This window comes from Vibrio sp. CJQ_6 (assembly GCF_043106745.1).
GTDB classification, from domain to species: Bacteria; Pseudomonadota; Gammaproteobacteria; order Enterobacterales; family Vibrionaceae; genus Vibrio; species Vibrio furnissii.
In genome coordinates this window covers 129,228-154,619 of record NZ_JBICMV010000021.1, presented here as the reverse complement: position 1 = coordinate 154,619, position 25,392 = coordinate 129,228, and the positions used below count along the sequence as shown (strand labels likewise).

At 53.1% G+C, this 25,392-nt stretch carries 20 protein-coding genes; 12 read left to right on the top strand and 8 right to left on the bottom strand.

The window, feature by feature from the left end:
• Position 1: 1 nt before the first annotated feature.
• On the top strand, positions 2-1,990 hold the full coding sequence (locus ACF8PK_RS11515) for a flavohemoglobin expression-modulating QEGLA motif protein (protein WP_392441384.1): 1,989 nt from the start codon (positions 2-4) through the stop codon (positions 1,988-1,990).
• Between the two features lie 85 nt (positions 1,991-2,075).
• Here ACF8PK_RS11515 and ACF8PK_RS11510 read toward each other — a convergent pair whose 3' ends face one another.
• Complete coding sequence (locus ACF8PK_RS11510; protein ID WP_004727493.1) at positions 2,076-2,327, bottom strand: DUF3081 domain-containing protein; 252 nt, start codon at positions 2,325-2,327, stop codon at positions 2,076-2,078.
• A 318-nt stretch (positions 2,328-2,645) separates the two neighbouring features.
• On the opposite strand from ACF8PK_RS11510, the gene nagB reads away from it, so the two are divergent.
• The gene (nagB, locus tag ACF8PK_RS11505; protein WP_004727491.1) at positions 2,646-3,446 is read left to right on the top strand and encodes a glucosamine-6-phosphate deaminase; all 801 of its coding nucleotides are present in this window, start codon (positions 2,646-2,648) and stop codon (positions 3,444-3,446) included.
• A gap of 284 nt (positions 3,447-3,730) precedes the next feature.
• Positions 3,731-5,515 (top strand): M28 family peptidase, encoded by a 1,785-nt coding sequence (locus tag ACF8PK_RS11500; protein ID WP_392441380.1) that lies wholly within the window; start codon positions 3,731-3,733, stop codon positions 5,513-5,515.
• Positions 5,516-5,619: 104 nt separating this feature from the next.
• On the opposite strand, the gene ACF8PK_RS11495 is transcribed toward ACF8PK_RS11500, so the two are convergent.
• Both ACF8PK_RS11495 and ACF8PK_RS11490 read right to left on the bottom strand, forming a co-directional pair.
• The gene (locus tag ACF8PK_RS11495) at positions 5,620-5,925 is read right to left on the bottom strand and encodes a polymer-forming cytoskeletal protein (RefSeq protein ID WP_004727489.1); all 306 of its coding nucleotides are present in this window, start codon (positions 5,923-5,925) and stop codon (positions 5,620-5,622) included.
• 8 nt (positions 5,926-5,933) lie between these two features.
• On the bottom strand, positions 5,934-6,881 hold the full coding sequence (locus ACF8PK_RS11490; protein WP_004727488.1) for a M23 family metallopeptidase: 948 nt from the start codon (positions 6,879-6,881) through the stop codon (positions 5,934-5,936).
• A gap of 905 nt (positions 6,882-7,786) precedes the next feature.
• Between ACF8PK_RS11490 and ACF8PK_RS11485 the strand changes: the two genes are divergently transcribed.
• The 5 genes from ACF8PK_RS11485 (at position 7,787) to dhaR (ending at position 14,770) form a co-directional block, all read left to right on the top strand.
• The gene (locus tag ACF8PK_RS11485; protein ID WP_014257791.1) at positions 7,787-9,754 is read left to right on the top strand and encodes a PTS mannitol transporter subunit IICBA; all 1,968 of its coding nucleotides are present in this window, start codon (positions 7,787-7,789) and stop codon (positions 9,752-9,754) included.
• 113 nt (positions 9,755-9,867) lie between these two features.
• Positions 9,868-11,016: a mannitol-1-phosphate 5-dehydrogenase gene (locus ACF8PK_RS11480; protein WP_014257792.1), complete on the top strand. Its 1,149-nt coding sequence runs from the start codon at positions 9,868-9,870 to the stop codon at positions 11,014-11,016.
• Between the two features lie 61 nt (positions 11,017-11,077).
• Positions 11,078-11,611: an MltR family transcriptional regulator gene (locus ACF8PK_RS11475; RefSeq protein WP_392441375.1), complete on the top strand. Its 534-nt coding sequence runs from the start codon at positions 11,078-11,080 to the stop codon at positions 11,609-11,611.
• Positions 11,612-11,720: 109 nt separating this feature from the next.
• Positions 11,721-12,662 carry a Gfo/Idh/MocA family protein gene (locus ACF8PK_RS11470; RefSeq protein ID WP_392441373.1) on the top strand — a complete coding sequence of 314 codons (942 nt, stop codon included), beginning with the start codon at positions 11,721-11,723 and terminating at the stop codon, positions 12,660-12,662.
• A 179-nt stretch (positions 12,663-12,841) separates the two neighbouring features.
• Entirely contained in the window at positions 12,842-14,770 is a 1,929-nt protein-coding gene (gene dhaR, locus ACF8PK_RS11465; RefSeq protein WP_154179496.1) for a dihydroxyacetone kinase operon transcriptional regulator DhaR, read from the top strand.
• Between the two features lie 82 nt (positions 14,771-14,852).
• Here the strand turns inward: dhaR and ptsP are convergent, their stop codons facing one another.
• The 3 genes from ptsP to dhaK are packed head-to-tail and all read right to left on the bottom strand — an operon-like array spanning position 14,853 to position 18,975.
• On the bottom strand, positions 14,853-17,255 hold the full coding sequence (gene ptsP, locus ACF8PK_RS11460) for a phosphoenolpyruvate--protein phosphotransferase (protein ID WP_392441370.1): 2,403 nt from the start codon (positions 17,253-17,255) through the stop codon (positions 14,853-14,855).
• 13 nt (positions 17,256-17,268) lie between these two features.
• Positions 17,269-17,904, bottom strand: a complete 636-nt coding sequence (gene dhaL, locus ACF8PK_RS11455; protein WP_283513485.1) for a dihydroxyacetone kinase subunit DhaL — start codon at positions 17,902-17,904, stop codon at positions 17,269-17,271.
• Between the two features lie 12 nt (positions 17,905-17,916).
• Positions 17,917-18,975, bottom strand: coding sequence for a dihydroxyacetone kinase subunit DhaK (gene dhaK, locus ACF8PK_RS11450; protein ID WP_038152285.1), 1,059 nt, complete (start codon positions 18,973-18,975; stop codon positions 17,917-17,919).
• Between the two features lie 354 nt (positions 18,976-19,329).
• On the opposite strand from dhaK, the gene ACF8PK_RS11445 reads away from it, so the two are divergent.
• The 4 genes from ACF8PK_RS11445 to ACF8PK_RS11430 all read left to right on the top strand — a co-directional run bounded on the left by ACF8PK_RS11445 (position 19,330) and on the right by ACF8PK_RS11430 (position 23,705).
• A complete protein-coding gene (locus tag ACF8PK_RS11445) occupies positions 19,330-20,412 on the top strand; it encodes a glycerol dehydrogenase (protein WP_004727479.1) in 1,083 nt (360 codons plus the stop codon).
• A 151-nt stretch (positions 20,413-20,563) separates the two neighbouring features.
• Entirely contained in the window at positions 20,564-20,743 is a 180-nt protein-coding gene (locus tag ACF8PK_RS11440) for a hypothetical protein (protein ID WP_004727478.1), read from the top strand.
• A 223-nt stretch (positions 20,744-20,966) separates the two neighbouring features.
• The gene (locus ACF8PK_RS11435) at positions 20,967-22,142 is read left to right on the top strand and encodes a M20 aminoacylase family protein (RefSeq protein WP_392441367.1); all 1,176 of its coding nucleotides are present in this window, start codon (positions 20,967-20,969) and stop codon (positions 22,140-22,142) included.
• Between the two features lie 51 nt (positions 22,143-22,193).
• A complete protein-coding gene (locus tag ACF8PK_RS11430) occupies positions 22,194-23,705 on the top strand; it encodes an AbgT family transporter (protein ID WP_143679718.1) in 1,512 nt (503 codons plus the stop codon).
• 70 nt (positions 23,706-23,775) lie between these two features.
• Here ACF8PK_RS11430 and ACF8PK_RS11425 read toward each other — a convergent pair whose 3' ends face one another.
• Together ACF8PK_RS11425 and ACF8PK_RS11420 are read right to left on the bottom strand one after the other, a co-directional pair.
• Entirely contained in the window at positions 23,776-24,702 is a 927-nt protein-coding gene (locus ACF8PK_RS11425) for a LysR family transcriptional regulator (protein WP_014257800.1), read from the bottom strand.
• A 152-nt stretch (positions 24,703-24,854) separates the two neighbouring features.
• Positions 24,855-25,334 (bottom strand): aminoacyl-tRNA deacylase, encoded by a 480-nt coding sequence (locus ACF8PK_RS11420; RefSeq protein ID WP_172562667.1) that lies wholly within the window; start codon positions 25,332-25,334, stop codon positions 24,855-24,857.
• Between the last annotated feature and the right edge of the window lie 58 nt (positions 25,335-25,392).

Below are 25,392 nucleotides of genomic sequence, written 5' to 3'. Positions count from 1 at the left end.
CATGCCCAACCCAGTATCCAAAGTTTATTCTCTAGAAGAGATGCTCTCGCTGATTCAGCGAGGGCAACCTTTCTCTGGTGAACTCGAGTCCGCGGGCTGCTTCATCAAAATTGAACAATACCTTCCTGTGGTCTGCACCGCCATTCAAGCGGGAAGCCGCCTGCGCGACGACTTGCAGAAACAGTGTCAGCTGTCCAAAGCCGAGCGCCGCCTCGAAGAAGCCCCGTTCACCGATCAACTGATTGCCTCCCAGCCCATTACGTTATGGGGACTGGATTCACGCTTTGAGTACGATCTCAATCGTGCCCGCACGTTGAGTACCCGCTATAAATCCGCGTGGAAAAAACCGCTCAATGACAAGCAGCGCGCCGCCAGCCACCTCAAACATGGCCTGTTTTATCAGCTGTATGAAGCACTGATCCGCAAACTTGAATCCAAGTTTGGCATGGTGATTGTGTTTGACCTCTACGCTTACAACTACCAGTCATTGCCCCAGCCGACGCCCGTGTTTAACGTGGGTACGGCGCAAATCGACATGCAACGTTGGGGCACGGTGGTGAAGCGTTTTTGCACCGAGTTGGGCAAAATTCAACTGCCCCATCTGGAAAACCACACCGCCATGAACGCGGTGTTTGAAGGGCGAGGTTATTTGATTGCGCACACCAACGCGCATTTTGACCGCACGCTCGTGCTGCCCACCGAAGTGAAAAAAGTCTTCATGGAGGAGAGCGATGGCACGGTGTATCCGTTGGTGATGGACGCACTCAAAAGCGGCTTGAAAGAGGCCTTTAGCCAAACCAGCGCCTATTTTCAGCGACGCCACAACCGCCGCCGCACCACCAAAGCCAACATGCTCAGTTCATCCATTGAGCCGAACGTGCTGGCCATTGATAAAGCGCTGGCCAAGCTGACGCAAAAAGTGGAAACGCTCAAGTACGTCAACCCCACCAATATCAACGCTGAGCGAAAGCGGTTTGATGCAGCGCCGAGCCGCTACAAGCCAGATTTTCGTTACAAACAATTACCGATTCACGCCAACGAGTTCAAACACAAGCTGTTTCAGTTGCCGATCGAGTCGATTTCCGATCCCGACCTCAAGCAGCTTTACAGCGCGATGGTCAACAAGCTGAGCGAGAAAATTGACTTGCTCACCAGCGTTGGCCACGAGGCGTTTCTGTATAACTCGTTGCGGTTTTACGGCCGTCCGAATGCCACCGCCATTGAGAATGCGCGCTTTCTGCTGTATGCCAAAACGCTGCCCGAAGAAAAAGGCCCGCTCTACAGCGCAGATGAAGCAGCCGTGCTCATGGCCAACAAAGCCAAAGCTTGGGGCATGGCCTGCAACGTGACACCAACATCGTCATTGGCCGCGCGAGCCATGGTGAGCGGGAAAAAACCGCCCACACTGTATCTCAACAGCAAAGCGACCTACTCGCACGCGGAAGTGCAGCGCTTGATTCAACATGAGTTGGGCGTGCACATGGCGACCACCTTTAATGCGCGCCTGCAGCCGCTCAAGGTGTTTTCGATTGGCCTGCCGGGCTCAACTGAATCGCAGGAAGGTTTGGCGATTTTGGCCGAATATAAAGCGGGCTACATGTCACATGATCGATTGCAGACACTTGCAACCCGCGTGCTTGCTGTGGATTCTATGCTCAAAGAGCAGAATTTTTATCAAACGTTCGATTTTCTGGTTGATGAGTTTGGTTTGGATCGAGACAGTGCCTTTGTCACCACCACACGCGTGTATCGCGGCGGCGGTTTCACCAAAGATCATCTCTATCTGGAAGGCTTCCTGCACACGCTGCAACAAGCGCAGAAACGCAGCATCGACAACCTGTTGGTGGGCAAGTGCAGTCACACCTATTTGGATTTGATTGACGAATTGGTGGAACGAGGCTGGTTGGTCAAACCGCAACATCGATTTGACGATAAAAACATCGAGCCAGAACCCGTGTTGAAATACCTCATCGATTCGCTACGTTACTGAATCGGCTCTGACAGAATCTTTCTCCCAAAGCCCTAGAGCGCCTCTCGCCTAGGGCTTTGTTTTTCTTGCGTGGCCCACACGCGCCCTATTTCGACAACATCGCCACTTTTTTCAAAAAGCTGTCACGCAAGTGTTCTTGGTCGTACTCCAGGTGATACGTGTTATGGAAGCCGACTTTGAGCTCAACGCCATTCCCACGCATATAGACGTTGTAGCCGTCATAGTCGGCAAACGCTTCAATACCTTCATAAATTTTGCCATGTTCGGTCGGTGTACCATGTTCCATCACCACTTCGTACGCGTGCAAAATTTTGGCAGGATCCAGTTCATTTTTCATCGGCACCGCTCCTTGTTAGTCGTCGTTTCAAGTATGGATAACGAACCGCACCTTCGCCAATGCACAACACGAAGCACATCAAAAAAATACTTAATTTTATAAATAAATTTTTTCACACTTTTTGACTACGCTTTGGGGAGAGAACGTGTTAATGATCGGTGAATTATGTGGCAGAACGCCATTTTTTGCGACGATTGCAACGAAAAAGAAAACTATTTTAAAAAATGCGATCCAAAGCAATAGCCGTTATCACCAACTTATTTTATAATGCGAATTAATGATTATCCGAATCACGAATTACCACATTAGAGGCTATCCATGAGACTGATTCCACTGAACAACGCGGCACAAGTAGGTAAATGGGCTGCAGCATTTATTGCAAAACGCATTAACGACTTCAAGCCAACTGCGGAGCGTCCTTTTGTATTAGGCCTTCCAACAGGTGGTACACCTCTGGCAACTTACAACGCACTGATCGAGCTTTACAACGAAGGTAAAGTGAGCTTCAAACACGTTGTGACCTTTAATATGGATGAATACGTTGGCCTGCCTGCCGACCACCCAGAATCTTACCGTTCATTCATGTTCAACAACTTCTTCAACCACGTTGATATTCAAGAAGAGAACATCAACTTGCTGAACGGCAACACCGACGATCACGATGAAGAGTGCCGTCTGTACGAAGAGAAAATCAAATCGTACGGCAAAATCAACCTGTTCATGGGCGGCGTGGGCAACGATGGTCACATCGCATTCAACGAGCCAGCGTCTTCTTTGTCATCACGCACGCGTATCAAAACCCTGACTCACGACACCCGCATCGCAAACTCTCGCTTCTTTGATGGCGACATCAACCAAGTACCCAAATACGCACTGACCATCGGTGTGGGTACCCTGTTAGATGCGCAAGAAGTGATGATCCTCGTGACCGGTCACAACAAAGCACAAGCACTGGAAGCTGCGGTCGAAGGTTGCGTGAACCACCTGTGGACTGTATCGGCGCTGCAACTGCATCCAAAAGCAGTCATCGTGTGTGACGAGCCAGCCACACAAGAATTGAAAGTGAAGACTGTAAAATACTTCACTGAACTTGAAGCGGAAAACATCAAAGGCTTCTAAGCCCCGCTCTGCATCGGTTCGAGCCCCGCTGATCGCGGGGCTTTTTTGTGCCCGCCTTTCCCGCCATCGCCCACCTTATCATTATTAATATTTCTATAATTAACAATGCGTTACTGATTCTGTGTATTTAGTGACAACCACTCATTGATGCAATGAATTCACCTCATGTTGCATTCACAGAGTTTGATATTCAGCCATAATAAGCATCACGATGCTTAAATTAACATTTCATTAACCAAATCGCTGGCGAACAATGGCTTGGATCACTCAACAAGGAGTTACCGATGCAAGCACACATGACCACTCGAAGAACCCTGATCGCGGCGGCCGTCAGCGCCACGCTGCTCAGCGGTTGTTATTTTGATGACCCACGTTGGGTCGCAGAGCACGTCAGTCAGGCCATTGAACAGGATGAGGTCGTCGATCATTTGCAAACGCTGGAAGGCCTTGCCTCGCCAACCAGCGACAACAGCGGCATCACGCGTGCGGCGGGCAGCCAAGGCTATCAAGAGTCGGTGGATTACATCATCGCCACCATGAAAGCGCACGGCTACAAAGTCACCACGCAAGAGTTTGATTTCCGCGCGTGGGAAGAGCTCGCCAACACCCATTTGACCGTGAATGGCAGTGAACTGGTCGGTACGCGCAATGCGCCCGACGGCACAGAACCTGACTTCGCGGCAATGTCTTATTCCGGCGGCTCGAATGGCGAGCTGAGCGGCGAACTGGTGTTTGTGACGCCCGATTTCGATTTTGAGTCCGACAGCTACGACAGCAGCGATGGCTGTGAAGCTTCCGATTTCGAAGGCAAAGCCATTGCTGGCAAAATCGCGGTCATTCAACGCGGCGCGTGTAGCTTTAGCGACAAAGTGATGAACGCCCAGAACGCGGGCGCCATCGCAGCCATCGTGTTTAACCAAGGCAATGATGAGGGCCGAAAAGGTGTGGTGAATGGCACGCTCGGCAGTGACACCACCGTCACCATTCCAGCCTTTGGCGTGCGTTATGAACTGGGCGAAAGCTGGTATCAAGCGGCTCAATCAGCCTCGGTTCCAGCCACACTGAACATTGATGTCAAAGATGACATGGTGGTGACGCAAAACGTCATCGCCGAAACGCGCGGCGGTAACCCGAACAATATCGTCATGCTGGGCGCGCACTTGGATTCGGTGCCCGAAGGGCCGGGGATCAACGACAACGGCTCCGGCACCGCTGGCTTACTCGAATATGCAGTGACACTGGCAAACCTCAAAGTGCCGGTGAAAAACCGCGTTCGCTTTGCGTGGTGGGCGGCAGAAGAAGCGGGCTTAGTGGGCTCGGAATACTACACCAATGCACTGTTTGCCCCGCTATACGATAAAGCGCAGCAGCAGATCATGGACGAACTGGGCATCAGCGATCCCGCGCAATTGACACAAGCGCAGCTGGAATTGGTCGATGCGCGATACAACAAGCTCAACAAAGTGAAGCTGTATCTCAACTTCGACATGATTGGTTCTCCCAACTACATCTACGGCGTCATGGATGGCGACTTGTCCGATACCAAAGACAGCCCAGACAACGCCTACACGGGTGATTTTGAACCGCCTTACGGCACTTCAGACATCGAATCCATCTTCAACGAATTCTTCACCTCGAAAGACAGCGCGACCGTTCCTCAGGCCCTATCGAAACGCTCGGATTACGCAGGCTTTGCCGATTGGGGCGTGGCGTTTGGTGGCCTGTTCACCGGCGCAGAACAAACCAAAACCGCACAAGAAGTGGAACAATTTGGCGGTGAGATTGATGTGGCCTACGACGTTTGTTACCACCAGGCGTGTGATGATCTCAACAACATCAGCCAACAAGCCCTGTGGGTGAACACGCAGGCGCTGGCCTATGTCACCACCTATTATGCGATGAGCCGTCCGCTGTTCCCAGCAGAGGCCGAGAGCGAGCAACCCATGCTGCGCAGTATGAGTGCGACACAAAGCACACAAAAATTGCGCATTGGCGAAAAACTCAAAGCGGCGAAGAGTCACTCGGATCACGCCCACTTCCACGGCGACTTTGATCAAGACAAACAGTAATCCGCAGACTGGCTCATCCATCGCATCGGCCTAGCCGGTGCTTGGGGAGAGAAAACGACAAAGCCCCGCATTGCGGGGCTTTTTGTGTTCACGTGAGCGTTAAATTAACCTTCAGCGGCCATTTTCACTTCACTGATTTCCACCAGCTCAGCCACTTTCGACTGCTCTGCTGGGTAGGTCACACCGTTAAAACGGCCACCTTGTTCAATACTCAGGTCATCGCTGTAGATACTGCCATTGACGCGGCCTTTGCTTAAGATCTCAATCTTGTCGGCGTGGCAGATGCCTTCAAATTCACCGTTCACAATGACATGTTCCGCGTAAATTTCGCCGCTAACACAGCCGCTTTCGCTGATCACCAACGATTTTTCCACATGGATCTGGCCATCAATCTGGCCATCAACCTGCATATTGCTCTCTAACCGGAGTTGTCCGCTGATAGAACACCCCTTTGCGATGAGAGTTGTAGCTGAGCGCTGACTCTTAGCTCGACTTTGTTTACTAAAGATTCCCATCGAATACCTCTTACCTTGCTGAATATCGAATCGAAGTCATTCACACCCCAGTCAACAAATGGTCTGGGATCTAACGGTCGTCCGACAAATCGAATTTCATAGTGCAAATGCGGGCCCGATGACAGGCCGCTATTGCCCGAGTAACCTATCAGGTCACCTTTTTGAATAAAGTCTCCGCTTTTCACCGCAAATTTTTGCAAATGTGAATAAGAGCTTGAGAACCCGTATGCGTGTTGCAACCGCAAAAAGTTACCCGAACCTTTGTTGCTTGCGCGTGTCACTTCCACCACCCCATCGGCGGGGGCATACACCGGCGTACCGATGTTGACGGCAAAATCTTGGCCGCGATGGAATTTCACTTCCCCGGTCACAGGATGAACACGTTTACCGTATCCTGACGAAATTCTCGCCTTTTGGACAGGTGCACCACTTGGGATTTGGGTTAACATCACCATCCTGACCGACGAGGTGATCGCCGCGGTATCTAAACGGGATTCCAATTCCGCGCCGGAATCTTCCACGCCCAACACTTTTTCTAAATCGCCGAGGCGATCCGACACGATCTGCATCTTTTCTTCACGTTCAAGCAGATCGTTTTCCAGGTTCTCTTTTAGCTCTTTCAGCGAGGCAACTTCTTCATGCAGCGACGTTGACTGGCTTTCCAGCTCTTGCTGTTTCAATTTGGCAAAGTCCACTTCACCGACGAGGTAGTAAATAACACCACCAGCCGCAACTGCGCCTGCAAGCAGGACATAGCCGAAGCCTTTAAGACAGTGACGATACCATTTGCCAATATGAAAATGCCGTGTTCCGTGAATAGACGAAACCGAAACAATGACGTTTTCTTTCATGTACAAATTCTAATTGTCATTATTGAAAGTGGCAGAATTCTAGCAGGGAACGTTTATTGACTAAACTGTTTGCTGCTCATCTCTTCCGCAACTTGCGTCCTTATTGTCTAGTTTGTGAATCAAAGCATAAACATGCAATGCGATGACTCAATCCATTTAATTTAAAATCAATAAGTTATTAACAGCGCCCAAAAACAGGGGCTGCGCGTGCATGCGCAAATTTCAGAAAAGTCCTACCGCGTCGCCATGGCGGACGCTTTACATCACCGATTGCCCGCTCTCACAGCCCGCACCACCGAACCTGTTCAGCCCTTCTCTGGTGCTTCTCTCTAAATAGGCGACCCATTGGCGCTGTATCTTTAATCGCGATTCGTGCCAAAAGTCACGTAAGCGCCGCCCGTCAGATCGCGCGTTGTTGGCAGCATGATTCACAGCATCGATTCATGCACGAAAAACGCGTCGAGGACGCCGATAAATTTCGTATATAAGTTACAAAACACTCATTACAGGTTTGGATTATTTATTTCGACTTTTGAAATAAATAACAATGAGTGACATAGATCACTTCGCTATTTTTTCCAGTCCAAAAATCAACTCAATACGTGACTTAAATCACCTTTTATTTAATTTTGAATTTTCTATTTTTGTGAGATTAAACATTACAAAGTGATTGCAAAATAAAAACATTGGCTTTTGTAGCAAAATTACATGGTCAAGAGAGGAGGTAGATCACAGAAAAATAGTTTGATGAGCGAGGATTACGTTGCGCGGATCACAAAAAACCCGTTGTCAGTTCCAATGAGAAAATGTGTGGTAAATTGATTGGGTACTAAGCAATCAAATCACGGTTTTGACGAACCGTTTACGACAACAATATTCATCAGAACATCGAACGGGGAATTGTTATGATATCACCAGATGCCAAGATCAAGATACAAAATTTTGGTCGCTTTCTGTCAAACATGGTAATGCCAAACATTGGCGCGTTTATCGCGTGGGGCTTTATCACAGCACTGTTTATTCCAACTGGATGGCTACCGAATGAAACGCTAGCGTCAATGGTTGGTCCTATGATCACTTACTTGTTGCCACTACTCATCGGTTACACCGGGGGTAAATTAGTCGGCGGCGACCGCGGCGCGGTCGTGGGTGCAATTACCACCATGGGCGTGATTGTCGGTACCGACATTCCAATGTTCATGGGCGCCATGATGGTCGGCCCGTTGGGTGGTTGGGCGATCAAGAAATTCGATCACTACATCGATGGCAAAGTCAAAAGCGGGTTTGAGATGTTGGTCAACAACTTCTCGGCGGGCATCATTGGTATGCTGCTGGCGATTCTGTCGTTCTACCTCATCGGCCCGTTTGTGAAAGTCCTGTCTGGCACCTTAGCGGCTGGCGTTAACTTCCTTGTGTCAGCACACCTTCTGCCACTCACTTCTATCTTTGTTGAACCTGCGAAAATCCTGTTCCTGAATAATGCGATCAACCACGGCATTTTCTCGCCACTGGGCATTCAACAAGCCTCAGAAACCGGTCAGTCTATTTTCTTCTTGATTGAAGCGAACCCAGGTCCGGGTTTGGGTATTCTGCTGGCCTATATGGTCTTTGGCAAAGGCACAGCGCGCCAAACCGCGGGGGGTGCATCCATCATCCACTTCTTCGGCGGTATCCATGAGATTTACTTCCCATACATCCTGATGAACCCACGTCTGATTCTGGCAGCGATTGCCGGCGGGATGACAGGCGTCTTCGTACTCACCATGTTCAATGCAGGCATTGTGTCACCCGCGTCTCCGGGTTCAATCTTCGCCGTGTTGCTGATGACACAAAAAGCATCCATTGTCGGCGTACTGGCGTCCATCGCCTCTGCGGCAGGCGTGTCGTTTGCTGTGGCATCACTGCTGATGAAAACGCAAACGTCGACCGAAGAAGAAGGCGATGAAGCCGCGCTCGACAAAGCCACTTCACAAATGAAAGAGATGAAATCTGCCTCGAAACAATCGACCTCGAACCATGGCGCAGCCGTGAACAGCGAGAACAAAGGTGACATCGACCTTGCGACTGTACAAAGCATCATTGTTGCCTGTGATGCAGGCATGGGCTCGAGCGCCATGGGTGCCAGCATGCTGCGCAAGAAAGTACAGGACGCCGGTCTCAAGATTCATGTGACCAACCTCGCCATCAACAGCTTAACCGAGAGTGCAGATATCGTGATTACTCATAAAGATTTGACGGATCGTGCACGTAAGCACGCACCAAACGCACACCACATCTCACTGACTAACTTCCTTGACAGCCAGATGTACAACCAACTGGTCACCCAACTGCTGGCCGCGCAAAAACCGGCGGCAGCCAACGACGAGCAGATGGTTAAAGTGTCTGTCCTCGCCGCGAACGACGACAGTTTTGAACCACAGCAACCTTCGGTTTTCCAAATCCAACGAGAAAACATTCACTTGGGCTTGAAAGCCGCCAACAAAGAAGAAGCAATTCGCTTTGCTGGGAACAAGTTGGTTGAACTGGGTTACGCCGAACCTGAATACGTCGACGCCATGTTTGAACGTGAAGCGCTGGTGTCCACCTACCTTGGCGAGTCCATCGCTGTGCCCCACGGCACCGTGGAAGCGAAAGACCGCGTGAAGAAAACCGGCATTGTGATCTGCCAATACCCATCTGGCATCCAATTTACCGATGACCACGATGACGTCGCCAAACTGGTGATCGGCATTGCCGCCAAGAACGATGAGCATATTCAAGTCATCACTACCATCACGAACGCGCTCGATGAGCCGGACGCGATTGAAACGCTAACCAGCACCACGGATATCGAGGAAATCCTCACTATCCTGGGTCGCGAGCAAGCCGCTTAATCACGCCCAAGTCATTTGCTCCTGAGCAAACATGAGGTCAGCTGTCACCCCCTATGCGGTTGGCCTCACCCTCAATTCGTTCGTCACATTTTAGACATTGGTAGGTAAGTATTATGAAAAACGCAGTACATTTTGGCGCAGGCAACATCGGTCGTGGCTTCATTGGTAAACTTCTTGCAGACGCCGACGTGGCCGTCACGTTCGCCGACGTGAACGCCCCGCTCGTCGACCAGCTCAGCCACAAACAAGAGTACAAAGTGAAAGTGGTCGGCACTGAATGCCAAATCGACACCGTCACGCACGTAACCGCCGTGAACTCCGCCAGCGAAGACGTCATCGACCGCATCGTCAACACCGATTTGGTCACCACCGCCGTGGGTCCGAACGTGCTCGACATCATCGCCAAAACCATCGCCCAAGGCATCGCCAAACGCTTTGAGGTCGGCAATGAAGCGCCCCTCAATATCATCGCGTGCGAGAACATGGTTCGCGGCACCACACACCTGAAAGGTGAAGTCTACAAACACCTCGATGCAGCCTTGCACGCCAAAGCTGACGCGCTGATTGGTTTTGTCGACTCAGCCGTCGACCGCATTGTGCCACCGGCAGAAGCGGCCAACGACGACCCACTGGAAGTGACCGTGGAAAGCTTTAGCGAATGGATTGTCGATGAGCAGCAGTTCAAAGGCGAGATTCCAACCATCGCCGGCATGGAAAAAACCGATAACCTGATGGCGTTTGTCGAGCGTAAACTGTTCACCCTCAACACCGGTCACTGCATCACCGCATATTTGGGTTGTTTGAGTGGCCATCGCACCATTCGCGAAGCGATTGAAGATCCAGCCATTCGCACGCAAGTGAAACAGGCCATGCAGGAGAGTGGTGAGGTGCTGATCCGCCGTTACGGGTTCGATCGCGACATGCACAACGCGTACATCGACAAGATTCTCGGCCGCTTTGCCAACCCGTACTTGGTGGATGAAGTGGATCGCGTCGGCCGTCAGCCAATTCGTAAATTGGGTCCAAATGATAGATTAGTGAAGCCATTACTGGGTACAATCGAGTATGGCACTGAAAATAAAACACTTTTGAAAGGCATCGCCGCCGCATTGAAATACACCAATGACAGCGATCCACAAGCTGTCGAACTGCAAACGTCGCTCAGCCAGCACGGCGTCACTCAAACAGTGGCCCACTACACCGGTCTGGATGAACACAGCGCAGAAGTGCAGACCATTGCGTCGCTTTACAACCAACTCTAACGGTGCCGAACGATTGGAGGGCAACTCGCCCTCCATCCCAAGAAAACACTTAGATCAGTATATGGCAGAAAAAATTAACGAAACCGATATTCTAGAACGACTGAACGATGCACCATCGGTCCGTGGTTTCTTCATTGCAACCGTCGAAGTCTTCAATGACGCCATTGATGCGCTGATGCAACGCATTTTCCGTAAAGACAACTTTGCGGTTCAATCGGTGGTCGGTCCGTTGCTGCAAGACACCGGTCCGCTGGGCAATTTGTCCGTGCGTCTCAAACTGTTGTACGGTTTAGGGGTGCTGCCCGATGCCGTCTACCACGACATCGAAAGCATCATCAAACTGCGCAATCAACTCAACAGCGATGGGGCGGAATATTCGTTCACGGATCCCAAAATCATCGCCCCGATTCAAACCCTCAACCTCGTCCAAAAAATGGGCATGGTTCAATTCAGCCCGCTGGATGAACCCGATGACGATATCGATCTTGAGTTCTACCATTTGCAACTGCAACGCCAGCAGCAAATCATCAAATCGGGTCTTTCTCTTGCCATCATTGAAATCTGCAATGAACTCAACCGAGAAAGCCCCTTCTAACGCATTGGATCACAGGGCAAGGATCGCCTTCCCATTTTCTCGTATTTCTTCGACCAAATTCTTCGCCGCGTGTTAGCCTTTGGGCATGTTCCTCCATTGAGATTGTTTCATGAAAATCGGCATCATCGGCCTAGGCGACATCGCGCAAAAGGCTTACCTTCCGGTCATCACACAGCGCCCCGGCGTCGAGCTTATCTTCTGTACCCGCAGCGCCAGTGCATTGGCTTCACTGGCCAGCCAATATCGGATTGACGCCACCTGCAGCGACTATCGCGACCTACTCGGTTTTCAACCCGATGCGGTGATGATTCACGCCGCAACAGCCGTGCATCCTGAGATCGCACGCTTCTTTCTCAGCCGCGGGATTCCGACCTTTGTGGACAAGCCACTCGCCGACAGCGCTGCCGCCTGCGAACAGCTGTATGAGCTGGCTGAACAGCATCAGCAACCGCTGTATGTCGGCTTTAACCGCCGCCACATTCCCCTATTCAACACGCACCTTCAGGGCATGCAACGCGGGGAACGTGCGGATCTGCGCGGCCTGCGTTGGGAAAAGCACCGTTACGATTTAACCGGCGAGATTCGCACCTTTCTGTTTGACGACTTCATTCACCCGCTCGATAGCGTCAACCTGTTTGCCAAAGCCGATTTGAATGACGTGTATGTCACGCACCAGATGGCAGGCAACCAACTGGCGCGCATCGACGTGCAATGGCAGCACGGCGACACGGTGCTGCACGCGTCGATGAATCGCCAATTTGGCAAAACCGGTGAGCGCATCAGCGCGCAGTTCATCAATGACGCCTATGAGTTTGACTCATTTGTCGAAGGCAAACGCTGGCACGCCAATCAAACCACCACGCTGGCCCTCAAAGACTGGACACCGATGCTGACCAGCAAAGGCTTTGCCGACATGATCGACGATTGGTTGAGCGTGGTGCAACGCGGCCAACTGAGCCAAGAGGTCATCGCCCGCAACCTCGCCAGCCACCAACTGGCAGAAGCGGTGTGCGCCAAAGTAAGCGCGCAAGTGAGCGCCAATCTGCGCTAATCTTCATCAGGCGATGCAGCACGCATCGCCTGTGGGACATTCCCCCAAAGATCGCGTGAACACGGTCACAGTCTCCCCGCTCAAAGCCCTTTAGTATGAACCCCATTTCCTGTTGGCCACGCGTTTGCAGCTTGCCAATCGCCGTATGCCATACCTTGCACCGATTGCCGTGGTATTCAATGCTTTCTATCGAAGACAACAAAACCAAATGGGATTTCTTTCAGAAACATCATTGGGTTTCGCCGGAATTTGCCCGCTCACACGTTCTCGAATCTTGGGAGCGCTGCATCAAGCAGTGCAGCCCCTACACTTGGTCTAAACCGCACTTGGCCTCGGGCTACACTTTTGCTTCTCTGATGCGGCGCAACGAACGCCTGATCCAATGCGCCACCACGGTGTTGGAAGATACCTACGACATGCTCGACGACGACACCCTGTTGTTGATGGTCACCGATGACAACGGCTGCATTCTCTCGTTGGTGGGCCATTCGCAGCTCAAAGAAGAGATGGACGCCCTCGGCATCAAGCAAGGCTGCTTTTTGTCGGAAGGGAAAATCGGCACCAACGCCACCAATTTGTGCGTCCACACCCACGTTGCGTGCGATGTGTTTGCCGCCGAGCACTTCAACCGCCATCTGCACGCTTACGCGTCCGCCGCCGCGCCGATTTTCGATCAATTCGGCAAGCTGCGCGGCACCGCGTGTCTGTTCAAAAAAGCCGATGCCTATCGCAAAGAAAACTTGGTTATCATCGCCTCGTGCGCCAAAGAAGTGAGTTTGCAAATCCACATTCAATCGGAACAAGAGAACACCAACCGGTTGACCTGCGCGCACAACGCGACGCTCGAGAGCATGGACGATGGCCTCATCGCTTGGGATGAAGAACAACACATCACCATGGCCAACAATCAGGCCGAGCGGCTGCTCAATCTCGACATGGCCAAAGTGCTGGATAAAGAGCTGTTTTCCGTGCTGCGTTTTGCGCCCAATATCGTCAGCAGCATTGAAGCAGGCGCGCAGATCAACCGCAAACTCACCACGCTGGAAGTGCACGGCGAGTTTGTCGAAGCAATCATCACCCTGCGCCCACTCAACGACGGATCCAGCCTGCTGTTTTTGCACCCAATCGACAAAATCCGCGAACTGGCGCAGCAACAAATTGGCGGTCAGGCGCGCTACACATTCAGCTCTTTGCCGGTGGTGTCGCGTAAAATGAAGCACCTGATCACCGTGGCCAAACGCGCCACCAAATCCAAATCGCCCATCCTCATCACCGGCGAAGAGGGCGTAGGTAAAGCCACACTGGCGATGGCGATTCACAACGAGAGCGACTACAAAGAGGGGCCGTTCATCACCCTCAACTGCCGCTCGCTCACCAGTGAGCAGCAAATTCGAGAAACCTTGGGCTACGACGAAGGCCAAGGCATGCCGTCCAAATTCGAGTTGGCCCACGGTGGCACGCTGTTTTTGGAGAAGGTGGAATACTTGTCGCCGGATCTGCAATCGGTGCTGCTGAAACTGCTGAAAACCGGCTTAGTCAGCCGCAGCGATAGCCTGCGCTTGATTCCAGTCGACTTTCAGCTCATCACCAGCACCGCCTCGGAGATCAGCGAATACGTCACACAGCGCTCATTTGGCCGCCAACTGTATTACGAAATTTCAGCCAATGAACTGCGCATTCCGCCCCTAAGAACGCGCAAAGAAGACATCGAATTTCTGGTGCAGCAAATCGTCAACCATTACGAACGTCGCCACAACGTGACGATTTCGGTGGAAAAATTGGCGATGGATGCATTGATGAGTTTCCGCTGGCCGGGTAATAACTCCGAACTGCGCAACCGCACCGAACGCATGCTGCTCAACCGCAGTGCCAACCTGATTCGCCTGAGCGACATTCCCGAAGACATCAAATTCAACCTCAACCAGTCCACCGACAATCAGCCGGTGCTGTCGTTGGAAGAGGTGGAGAAAAAAGCGATCATTCAGGCGTGGACCTTGTGCGACGGCAAGTTGAATGAGATGGCCAAGGCGCTCAAAATCGGCCGCACGACCTTGTGGCGCAAAATCAATAAGTTCGAATTGACCGAGCAACTCAAGCTCAGCAGTTAGCCGCCGTCATCAAAACATCACACGCACAAAAAACAAAACCCCGGTGACCAGCCGGGGTTGTTGTGATCGCGTTCAGGTCGCGTTATTTCATCACCGCCGTTTGGCGAATCTGCGCTTTCAGGGCGGGCAACAGGCTCGCACTGGCGCTGAATTTACGCAGCCCAATGTTGAGCAGTTGCTGCGTCGCTTTCGGATCGCCCGCCATTTCCCCGCACATACTCACCGGTATGCCCGCTTTTCCGCCAGCGGCGCAGGTCATTTCAATCGCACGCAAGACCGCAGGGTCAAAGTAGTTGATGAGGTCGGTCAGCTCGGTATTACCGCGATCTGCCGCCATCACATACTGGGTTAAATCGTTAGTGCCGATGGAGAAGAAATCCACTTCCGCCGCCAACGCATCCGCATTCAACACCGCCGCCGGCACTTCAATCATGATGCCGACGGGTAGCGTGCTGGCATCCAAACCCAGTGCATCGGCTTCGCGTTGGAGCAACGCTTTCACTTGGCGCACTTCGTCAACCCGCGCAACCATCGGAATCATCAATTGAATGTTACGATGCTGCTGGTGAGCGCGCAGGATGGCACGCAACTGCGTCACAAGCAGCTCGGGGTGTTTCAGGCATAAACGCACGCCGCGCACGCCCAAAAACGGGTTGTCTTCGCTTGGCATAGGAAATGCGGCTAACGGTTTGTCGCCGCCGACATCTAAGCTACGAATCGTCAGCGGTTGGTCGCCCAATGCGGCTGCGATGTCGCAGTACACATCAAACTGCTCCTGCTCGGTTGGCAAACTATCGCTGCGTTGGAACAGAAATTCGGTGCGAAACAGCCCCACGCCTTCGGCGCCGCTGTCGAGCGCTTTACGCACATCGTCCGGGCCGCCGATATTGGCCAGCACACTGACGGAAATGCCATCGGTGGTGGACGCATGTTGCAGCGCGCGCTGTTTGGCCTGATGTTGCTCGGTTTGCCACGCATCACGCTGCGCCGCTAATTGCGCGCTCACCGCCGCAGAGGGTGCAAACCACAGCAAGCCAGCAAACCCATCCAATGTCACCATTTGACCTGGGGTGACCTGCTCTAAGCAGCCATGCGCTTTGACCAGCGCCGGAATACCCATCGCGCGCGCCAAAATGGCACTGTGTGAGGTTTTACCGCCTTCACTCAAACAAATCCCCAGCACTTTGGCCGTATCCAGCCCCGCCACATCTGATGGCATTAAATCACGCGCCAGCAGAATGCTCGGCTGTTCAATCGCCACTGCAGCCGCAGGCTCGCCGGTCATTTCCATCATCACCTGACGCGCAATGTCCTGCACGTCGGCTTCACGTTCACGCATGTATTGGCTATCGGCCGCGCGAAAATCGTCTGCCAATGATTGCAGCGCGTCAGCCCATGCGCGTTCGGCAATCGCGCCCGCTTGAATGCGCGCTTGAACCGCTTGCCACAATTCGGGGTCACGCAGCATCATGCTGTGGGCCGCAAAAATATCGCCATGTGGGCGTTTGGCCTGCTGATCCAAATGCGCTGCAACCGTGTCGATGGCGCGCTTCACGTGCGCAATTTCAGACGCCGCATCACGGGCGTCACGTTCAGGCACCGCGGGCATCGAGTGCGTAAACAGCACCGCGGGGGCCGAAACAATACCTTCATTGACGCTCAATCCGCTCACCGCGCCCGCCACCGCGGGGGCATCTAGCGTGGTTGACGTCTCGGGTTGAGCGTCTGCCGTTACGCCACGCGCCACGGCATCGGCTTCACCAAAGTGGGTTTGCGCCAGTTGGCGAAAACGCTCAACCGCGTTAGCCGCTTGCGCGCCCGTGGCCACAAAGGTGATGTCGTCATCGCAACGCACACCTAATTTGGCAATGCTATTGAGGCTGCGAGCGCTCACGCGCTGATCGCCTTTTTGCAACCACACATCGCCGTCTACGTCAGCCAATGCGCCGACGATTGCCGCCGCCGGACGGGCATGTAAACCATGGGGATTTTTCACGTGCCATTCAAACGTCTGCGCGTCGTTCGCCAGCACTACGTTCGGCGTGGCAGCTTCGGCTTCTGCCGCCATCGCCACGCTTTCGCCCAAGTGCGCTTGTTTGACGCTCAAGGCCTGACGCGCTTCTTCAACCACCGTCGCCATGGGCAACCCTGCCGCCGCCGCGACGGAGGCGGCCATGGTGCCTTCCACAATCGGCGCGGCAACCAAGGTGACTTTGTCGCGAATCGACTCATCAAGCAGTTCCAGTGCCATCTCAGTGCTGAGCAGCGCGCTGCCGAGATCCATCAAGACCACCACGCCCTGCGCATCGCACACCTGTTCAATGGCGCCCATCACGGCAATCGCGTCCGTGCCGATTGGGTTTTCCGGATCATCGATGCCCGCCGCAATCGCCAAATTGACTTTGCCTTGTGTCATCTGGGTGGCCAGTTCGGCCACCCCTTCTGCAAGACGTCGACTATGAGATACAACTACAATTCCCACCATATCAATACCCTGCTTAGTTCCCCGCAATTGCCTGTTGCAATGCTTTGATCATCAGAAGTGAAGATGTTGCACCGGGATCTTGGTGACCCACACTGCGTTCACCCAAATAGCTGGCGCGGCCTTTTTTGGCCTGCATTTCAATCGTGGCAACGGCGTTGTGTTCTGCCAATTCCACCATCTCACTCAGCAGGTGATCTGGGCTTTGGCCCTGCGCCAATGACGCTTTGATGCTTTGCAGCACCGGCAGCCAAACGTCGCACATGGTTTTATCACCCAGTTCCGCTTTGCCGCGCGACACCACACCATCAACGCCGCTTTTGAGCGCATCAATCAGCTCTTCAAACGTCAGTTGTTCGCGGGTGCCCACGGCCGCCGCCATGCGAATAAACAGCGTGCCGTAGAGCGGGCCACTGGCACCGCCTACACTCGACAGCAAAGTCATGCCGGTGTTTTTCAAAATGGTCGCAATGTTTTGCTCTGCCACTTTCGGCAAGGTTTCCGCCACTTTCTTAAAGCCACGGTTCATGTTGAGGCCGTGGTCCGCATCACCGATATCGCGGTCGAGATCGGTCAAAAATTCTTGGTTTTCCTGATAGGTTTTCGCGCACAGCTCCAGCCAGCTCAGAATGTGTTTTTTCTCAATGTGCATGATGTGTCTCCCTTACCATTTCATCGCAGCGGTATCGACCGGCGCATCAAACAGCGCCAGCATTTCAGCATCGGCTTTGAGCAAGGTGATTGAAACGCCCTGCATGTCGAGCGAGGTACAGAAGTTGCCCACCAGGTTACGCACAATACGGAAGCCTGCTTGATCGCAGTTGTGCGCCAAACGGCGATACACGCCATACAGCTCTGAAATCGGCGTGCCGCCCATGCCGTTCACCAGCGCGATGTAATCGTGATCGGCGGCAAAGGATTCGATGGTGGATTCCACTTCATCCCAATCGCTCTCCGCGCGGTTCCAGATCCGCAGCGTGCGGCTATATGGGGTGTTCTCCACCAATTCGGCAAACATCTCATCCACCAGCGCATCTGCCGTGGTGTATTGAATGCGTTTAATGCCCGGTTCGCCGTGAATGCCCACGCCAAATTCCACTTCGCCATCGGCCAAAACAAACGACGGTTTACCCGCAGCAGGCACCACACACGCGTTCAATGCCACACCAAACGAGCGACAATGGTTGTTCACGCGGCGCGCCAACGTTTCACACTGCTCCAGCGAGTACCCTTTGGCCGCAGCCGCACCCACCAGTTTTTCCACCAGCACAGTGCCCGCCACACCACGGCGACCTGCGGTGTACAAACTGTCTTTTACGGCCACGTCGTCATCCACCAACACGGAACCCACTTTGATGCCATCGGTGTGCAGCAGCTCCACCGCTGTTTCAAAGTTCAGCACATCACCTGTGTAGTTTTTGATGATAAATAGCACGCCTTCACCGGTGTTGACTTGATTGCCACATTCGTACATTTGATCCGGCGTGGGCGAGGTAAATACTTCACCCGGACAAGCCCCGGTCAACATGCCTTTACCGATGAAGCCCGCGTGCAGCGGTTCGTGACCACAGCCACCACCGGACACCAATGCCACGTGTCCTGGCGTTTCTTCATGCCACATGTAGCGGGGTTCATAATTGACTTTCAGTTGAGGACGAGACAGAGCCAGCCCTTCCATTTGCTGAAGGACGACGTCTTCTACGTTATTGATTAGCTTTTTCATCATTCTGCTCTCATTCAAGTTTCAAGTTTTATGTAGGGGTAGATTCATCTTAAGAGCAGAAATCCAAGCCTCAACAAAAGTATTTACGTTTCGATTTGGAACAAAATTTTTGGTTTTTACGTTTCATAATGGAACTAAAAAACCAAAATCTACGGGAAAGGTGATCGCGGGCATAAAGCGCCGGAAACCGCCTCCGTTCCAACCGTCAGTTTGTCACCCCGATCATAAAAGCCACCGACAAACAGCGCGATCGCTTTTCTCGGATCCGCACTCGACTCTAAGATGAACCCATGGTTTCAACGCACCGCGCTGAAGCAAAAAAACAACCACAAATAAAAATAAAGGTTTGAAATCATGGATAAAATTATTATTAGCCCAAGTAAATACGTGCAAGGTGAACAAGTCCTTAGCGCTATCGCGAGTTATGTCAAAACCCTCGGCGAACACCCCTTGGTCATTGCTGATGAGTTCGTGATGAACTTGGTGGGTGATACCGTGAAAGAGAGCTTTGCGAGCGAAAAACTACCGCTGAGCATGAACATTTTTCACGGCGAATGCTGCCGCGTTGAAATTGAACGCATTACCGATTTGTGTGCGACACAAAAACACGATGTGATTGTGGGTGTTGGCGGCGGTAAAACTCTCGACACCGCCAAATCAGTCGCGTTCTACACCAAAATTCCAGTGGTTGTGGTACCGACCATCGCATCAACCGACGCCCCTACCTCAGCCTTGGCCGTGATTTACACGCCAGAAGGTGAATTCGCGGAATACCTGATGTTCCCGAAAAACCCAGACATGGTGATCATGGACACCTCCGTGATTGCCAAAGCGCCTGTGCGCTTGTTGGTGTCCGGCATGGGCGATGCGCTGTCCACTTACTTTGAAGCACGCGCCAATATGACCTCAGGCAAAGCCACCATGGCTGGCGGTTTGGCCACTCGCTCAGCGCAAGCGCTGGCAAAACTGTGTTACGAAACCTTGCTTGAAGATGGCTTGAAAGCGAAAGCGGCGGTTGAAAATGGTGTCAGCACCAAAGCACTGGAAAACATCATTGAAGCCAACACCTACTTAAGCGGCATCGGCTTTGAAAGTAGCGGCCTAGCGGGCGCGCACGCCATTCACAACGGCCTGACTAAACTTGAAGAGTGTCACCACCTGTACCACGGCGAAAAAGTGGCGTTCGGTACCTTGGTGCAATTGGTGCTGGAAAATGCCGACATGGCCGAAATCAACACCGTTTTGGCGTTCTGCCGCTCGGTCGGTCTACCCACCAACCTGTTTGACATGGGCGTGAAAGAGATCAATCACGCCAAACTGCGTGACGTGGCGGAAGCCTCTACTGCAGAGGGCGAAACCATTCACAACATGCCATTCCCGGTCACTGCCGACAACGTGTATGCCGCGATTCTAGCTGCGCACACGCTGGGCCAATAGACGCCCGACTCGCACGCTTGTGCGAGAACAACCCCCCTCAAGGGCAAGCGCATGCTTGCCCTTTTTTGTTGCGCCATAACCCGCCCCACTTTGCCTATACTTACCCTGTTGTTGGACATCCCAACGCTCAGACCCAGCCAAAGGAGGCATCATGGAACTGCGCAATCAATCTGGTCAGGTGACCCACATTGCCGACAACCTCACCTTAAAAGAGGTGCGCGACATGGGCTTTACCATCGATTTATGTGACGAAGCGTACGATCAGCAAGAACATTGGAAAGCCAAAGCCGAGCAACGTCGCCGTCCACACGATAACCGGGACGAATCCTGACACCACCACAACCGGGCCTTCAGCCCGGTTGTCTCTTTCAGCGCGTTCAGCACGCCCTTCCGTAATTCACACCTGCATCACTTCCAATCTATATCGCGTCCAATCGCTATCACTTCACCGCCTCATGCATCAACTATTAGCATGGCTAATAGTTTGAGTAGTAATCGGGTTTGTTTGAAATGTTTCAATCGTGTTAAATCTAACCCAAACAAAGGGGAGCAGTATGAACACGATTGATGTTTTAACACCTTGGATTCCAGATGCCATTCGCATTCGTCACGCCATTCACCAACACCCAGAGCTGGGTTTCGAAGAGAACCACACGCAGGCGTTGGTAGCCGCAGAGCTACACCGCTACGGCGTGGATGAGGTGTGCACGGATTTCGGAAAAACCGGCGTGGTCGGTGTGATTCACGGCGCGCTGGGCGATGGCCCGTCGATTGGCCTACGAGCCGACATGGATGCCCTGCCGATTCACGAAGAGAACACCTTCGCGCATCGGTCATGCCACGACGGCAAAATGCACGCCTGCGGCCACGACGGTCACACCACGATGCTGTTGCTAGCAGCACGTTATCTGGCGGATTCGCGCCAGTTCAGCGGCCGAGTGGTGCTGATTTTCCAACCGGCGGAAGAGGGGCGCGGCGGCGCTGAAACCATGATTGGCGATGGCCTGCTCCAGCGCTACCCAATTGATGCCTGTTACGCGCTGCACAACATGCCGGGCATACCCGCGGGGCATTTTGCGTTTAAAACCGGCCCCATCATGGCCAGCTCGGATCGCCTGTTTGTCACCATCAACGGCCAAAGCGGCCATGCAGGATTGCCGCACCTCACGCAAGATCCGCTGCTGGTCGCCACCCATATTTATCAGGGCATTCAAGGTATGGTGAGCCGCAGCTACGACCCGTTTGATCCGCTGGTGGTGTCCGTCACGCAACTGCACTGCGGCGAAACCACCAACGCGATTGCGGATCAGGCGCACATGAACGGCACCTTCCGTACGCTCAATCAAACGACGCGCGACAGTTTGGTGGCACGCCTCGCCCAACTGGTGGAACACAGCGCCAAAGCGCATGGTATGCGTGCTGAATTCAAACTCGGCCCCATCTCACATCCACCAACCGTCAACACCGCCGAAGAAACAGCGCAAGCCATTGTGGCGGCGCAGAAAACTGTCGGCGCCGCGCACGTGAATCCGAGCTGCGAGGCCAAGCTAACCAGCGAAGATTTCGCCTTCTTCCTCAACCAAGTACCCGGCTGCTACGGCTTTCTGGGTAACGGGGCGGGCGAAAACGGCACCTGCGGCGTGGGCCTGCATAATAAAGCCTATGATTTTAATGACAATTTACTTCCCATTGGGGCTGCCTATTTCATCCATTTAATTGAAAAACACTAACACCGCATGAGGGGAAGTGACTCCCCTCGTTACACAAGGAGTGTCCTAGCAATGTCGACCGTACTTTCACAAAAAGCGGCGCCACGCGCGTCGATGATCGATCGCATTGAGCGATTCGGGGATAAAGTGCCCCACCCGTTTTACCTGTTTATTTTCCTGTGCTTGGGCGTGATGGCGCTCTCTTGGCTGCTGTCGATAGGCGGCGGTGGCGTCACCCATCCCGCCACCGGCGAGCTGGTGCACGTCAAAAACCTGCTCAGTGGCGAAGGGCTGGTATACATCCTCAAATCCACCGTCAACAACTTCGTCTCGTTTAAACCACTGGGACTGGTGCTGTGCATGATGCTCGCTGTCGGGTTACTGCAAGAAGTGGGCTTGGCCGACAGCGCGATCAAACAATCGCTGCTCAACGCCCCACGCCAGTACGTGACCGCCTCGATTTTCATCACCGGCATCATCGGCAACCTCGCCTCTGACGCGGCGTTTATTCTGGTGCCGCCGTTGGCTGGCCTGATTTTCGCCGCCACCAACCGCAACCCAATTGTCGGTATTGCGGCCGGTTTCGTGGCCGTCGCGGCTGGCTTTACCGCCAACGTGTTTATTGCCGGTACGGACGTGCTGCTATCAGGCATTACCACCGAAGCCTCCAACATTGTGGCCTACGTGGAAGTGAGCCCAGCGGCAAACTGGTATTTCATGCTGATCTCGGTGCCAATTCTGGTCGTGACGGGCACGCTGTTGACCGACAAATACATCGAGCCGCGTTTTGCCCACAAAATGGTGGCGCACGAAGCCACCACCCAACAATCTTTCACCATCACGGCGCAGCAAAAAACCGCATTGAAATGGTCGGGGTTGGCATCGCTGCTATTCATCGCCGCGTTGTTTGCCCTCCTGTGGCCCAGTGATTCTCCGCTGCGTAATGCTGAGGGCGGCTTGGTGCCTTCACCATTTTTGAGCGGCATCATTCCAATCATCATGGCGTTTTTCATCATGAACGCAGTGGTATATGGCGTGAAAGCGGGCACCATCAAACAAGCGAGTGACGTGCCGGAGTTGATGGCCAAAGCGCTGAAAGGGGTCGGTGGTTACATTGTGCTGGTGTTTGTGATTGCGCAGTTTATCGCGTGGTTTAAATGGTCGAATTTGGCCATCTTCATTGCGGTCAATGGCGCAGAATGGTTATCGTCGGTTGAAATGCCCAAACTCGCGATGATGGCCGTGTTTATGGTGCTGGCTGGCCTGATGAATATGATTGTCTTCAGCGGCTCGGCGCAGTGGGCGATTATGGCGCCGGTGTTCATTCCGCTGTTTATGTTGCTTGGCGTCGACCCGCAAGTGACACAAATGGGCTATCGCATCGCCGATTCCACCACCAACATCATCTCGCCGACCAATCCATACATTCCGATGGTGTTGGCGCTCATCGCCAAGTACAACCCTGAGGTCAAATTCGGTACGTTTCTGGCAATGATGGTGCCGTATGCACTGGTGCTGTTTGGCGTATGGGGCGCGTGTTTCTTGCTCTACATGCTCACGGGCCTGCCGGTTGGTCCCATGTAATCGAGTCCCCCTATAACCGAGTCACGCTATAATCTTGTCCCCAGAGATTTGACCGTATCACGTGAGCCTCTTAACGAGGCTCACTTATGGCCATCCCCGCCTCCCACAACGTCGAGTCGCTGACATGCTTTTTCAGGATCAGCGCAAACTCATCCACCAACGCGCGCTGCGTGTCTTTACGCGTGATAAGCCCCACCAAACGAAATTGCACCGGCTGCACAATCGGAATAAAACGGATCGTGTCACTTGCATTGAGCCCAGCGATGGTCGACGACAAAATGGTAGACCCCAGCCCGCTGGCGATCATGCCCAGCAGCGTCGAGGTGTGCGAAGCACTGAACTCTGGGTCGTAGGTCAGCCCCACGCGTGAAAATGCCTCATCTGCCAAGGTACGTAAACTGTTGCCCGGACTCACGCCAATCGTGGCGTATTGGTGCGCTTGCTCCCAACTGATGTCCTGTTGTTCCGCCAACGGATGATCGGCGCGACACACAAAACACAGCGAGTCGCGAAACAGCAAATCAAAGTTTAAATCCGGATGATTGGGGTTGGTATTAATGCCGATGTCGGCTCGCCCCTCCAGCACCGAATGCGTGATGTCGTCGACGCGCTCTTCGATGAGGCGAAAGGTGAAATCTGGGTAACGTTTCTTCAAATCATTGAGCGTTTTGGGGGCCAGTGAGGCACACAAAGTGTAGAGCGAGGACACCACCAGCGACTTGTTATAACCGTGCTGACGGTCGTGATTTTCCTGCACCAGTTTTTCCAAGCGATTGACGATAAAACGCGCCTCTTGATAGAGGTGATGACCGGCCTCCGTCAGCACAATGGTGCGCCCTTTGCGCTCAAAGAGTTCACACGAGAGCTGCTGGGCGAGCTTTTTCATCATCTGACTCAGCGCCGATTGCGTGATGTGCACTTTGTCGGCGGCATAAGTGAAATTTCGCTCTTCAGCCAGCGCGATAAAGGCTTTGAGTTGGCGATAGCTGATGTCCATAGGCTGGCTCATATTGGGTGAATGACAACGGCGTCAGTATACCTTAACCCAACCCATCACAGGACGTGGTCTGTTCAGAAATCTGCTGAGACAATATGCCGAGAAAATCGGCCAAGAAAAACCGAGCCGGACGCTCGGTTTTGTGGGTTAGCTTAATGGAAGAGTTCGCTGCCAAAGCGCAAGCAGCGGCTATGGCCGATGAGTTGGTTGAACGCGTGGCGGTCGAGGCGAATCAGCGTTTCGTGATCACCAGATTCCATGTACACGTGGTCGAGTTCAGTCAACGCCTGATCGCACACCATGTTCATGTGGTAGGGCGCACCGATGGGTGGCACCGCGCCGCGGTCGCAGTCATCGAACAGTCGATAAATATCGCGCTCTTTCACCAGATGATAGGTAGCCCGATATTCGTCATTCAGCACGTGCAAACTCACCTTGGCGTTTGCAGGCAAAATGGCCATTAAGTGTTTGCCATCATGATCTTCGAGTACCACGCCTTTGGCCAAATGCATCGGCTGAATGGCGGCGCTATGCGCACTGTGCAGTGAACTATTGCTGTGGCGGTGCACCACACGTTGGTACGGAATATGATGATCGCGTAAGTAGTGGTCGAAGCGGGTTTCCATGGTCATACAATCCTCCGCATGTCCTTTCCCCTTTCTGAGTATAGAAAAAGAACCCACATTTCGC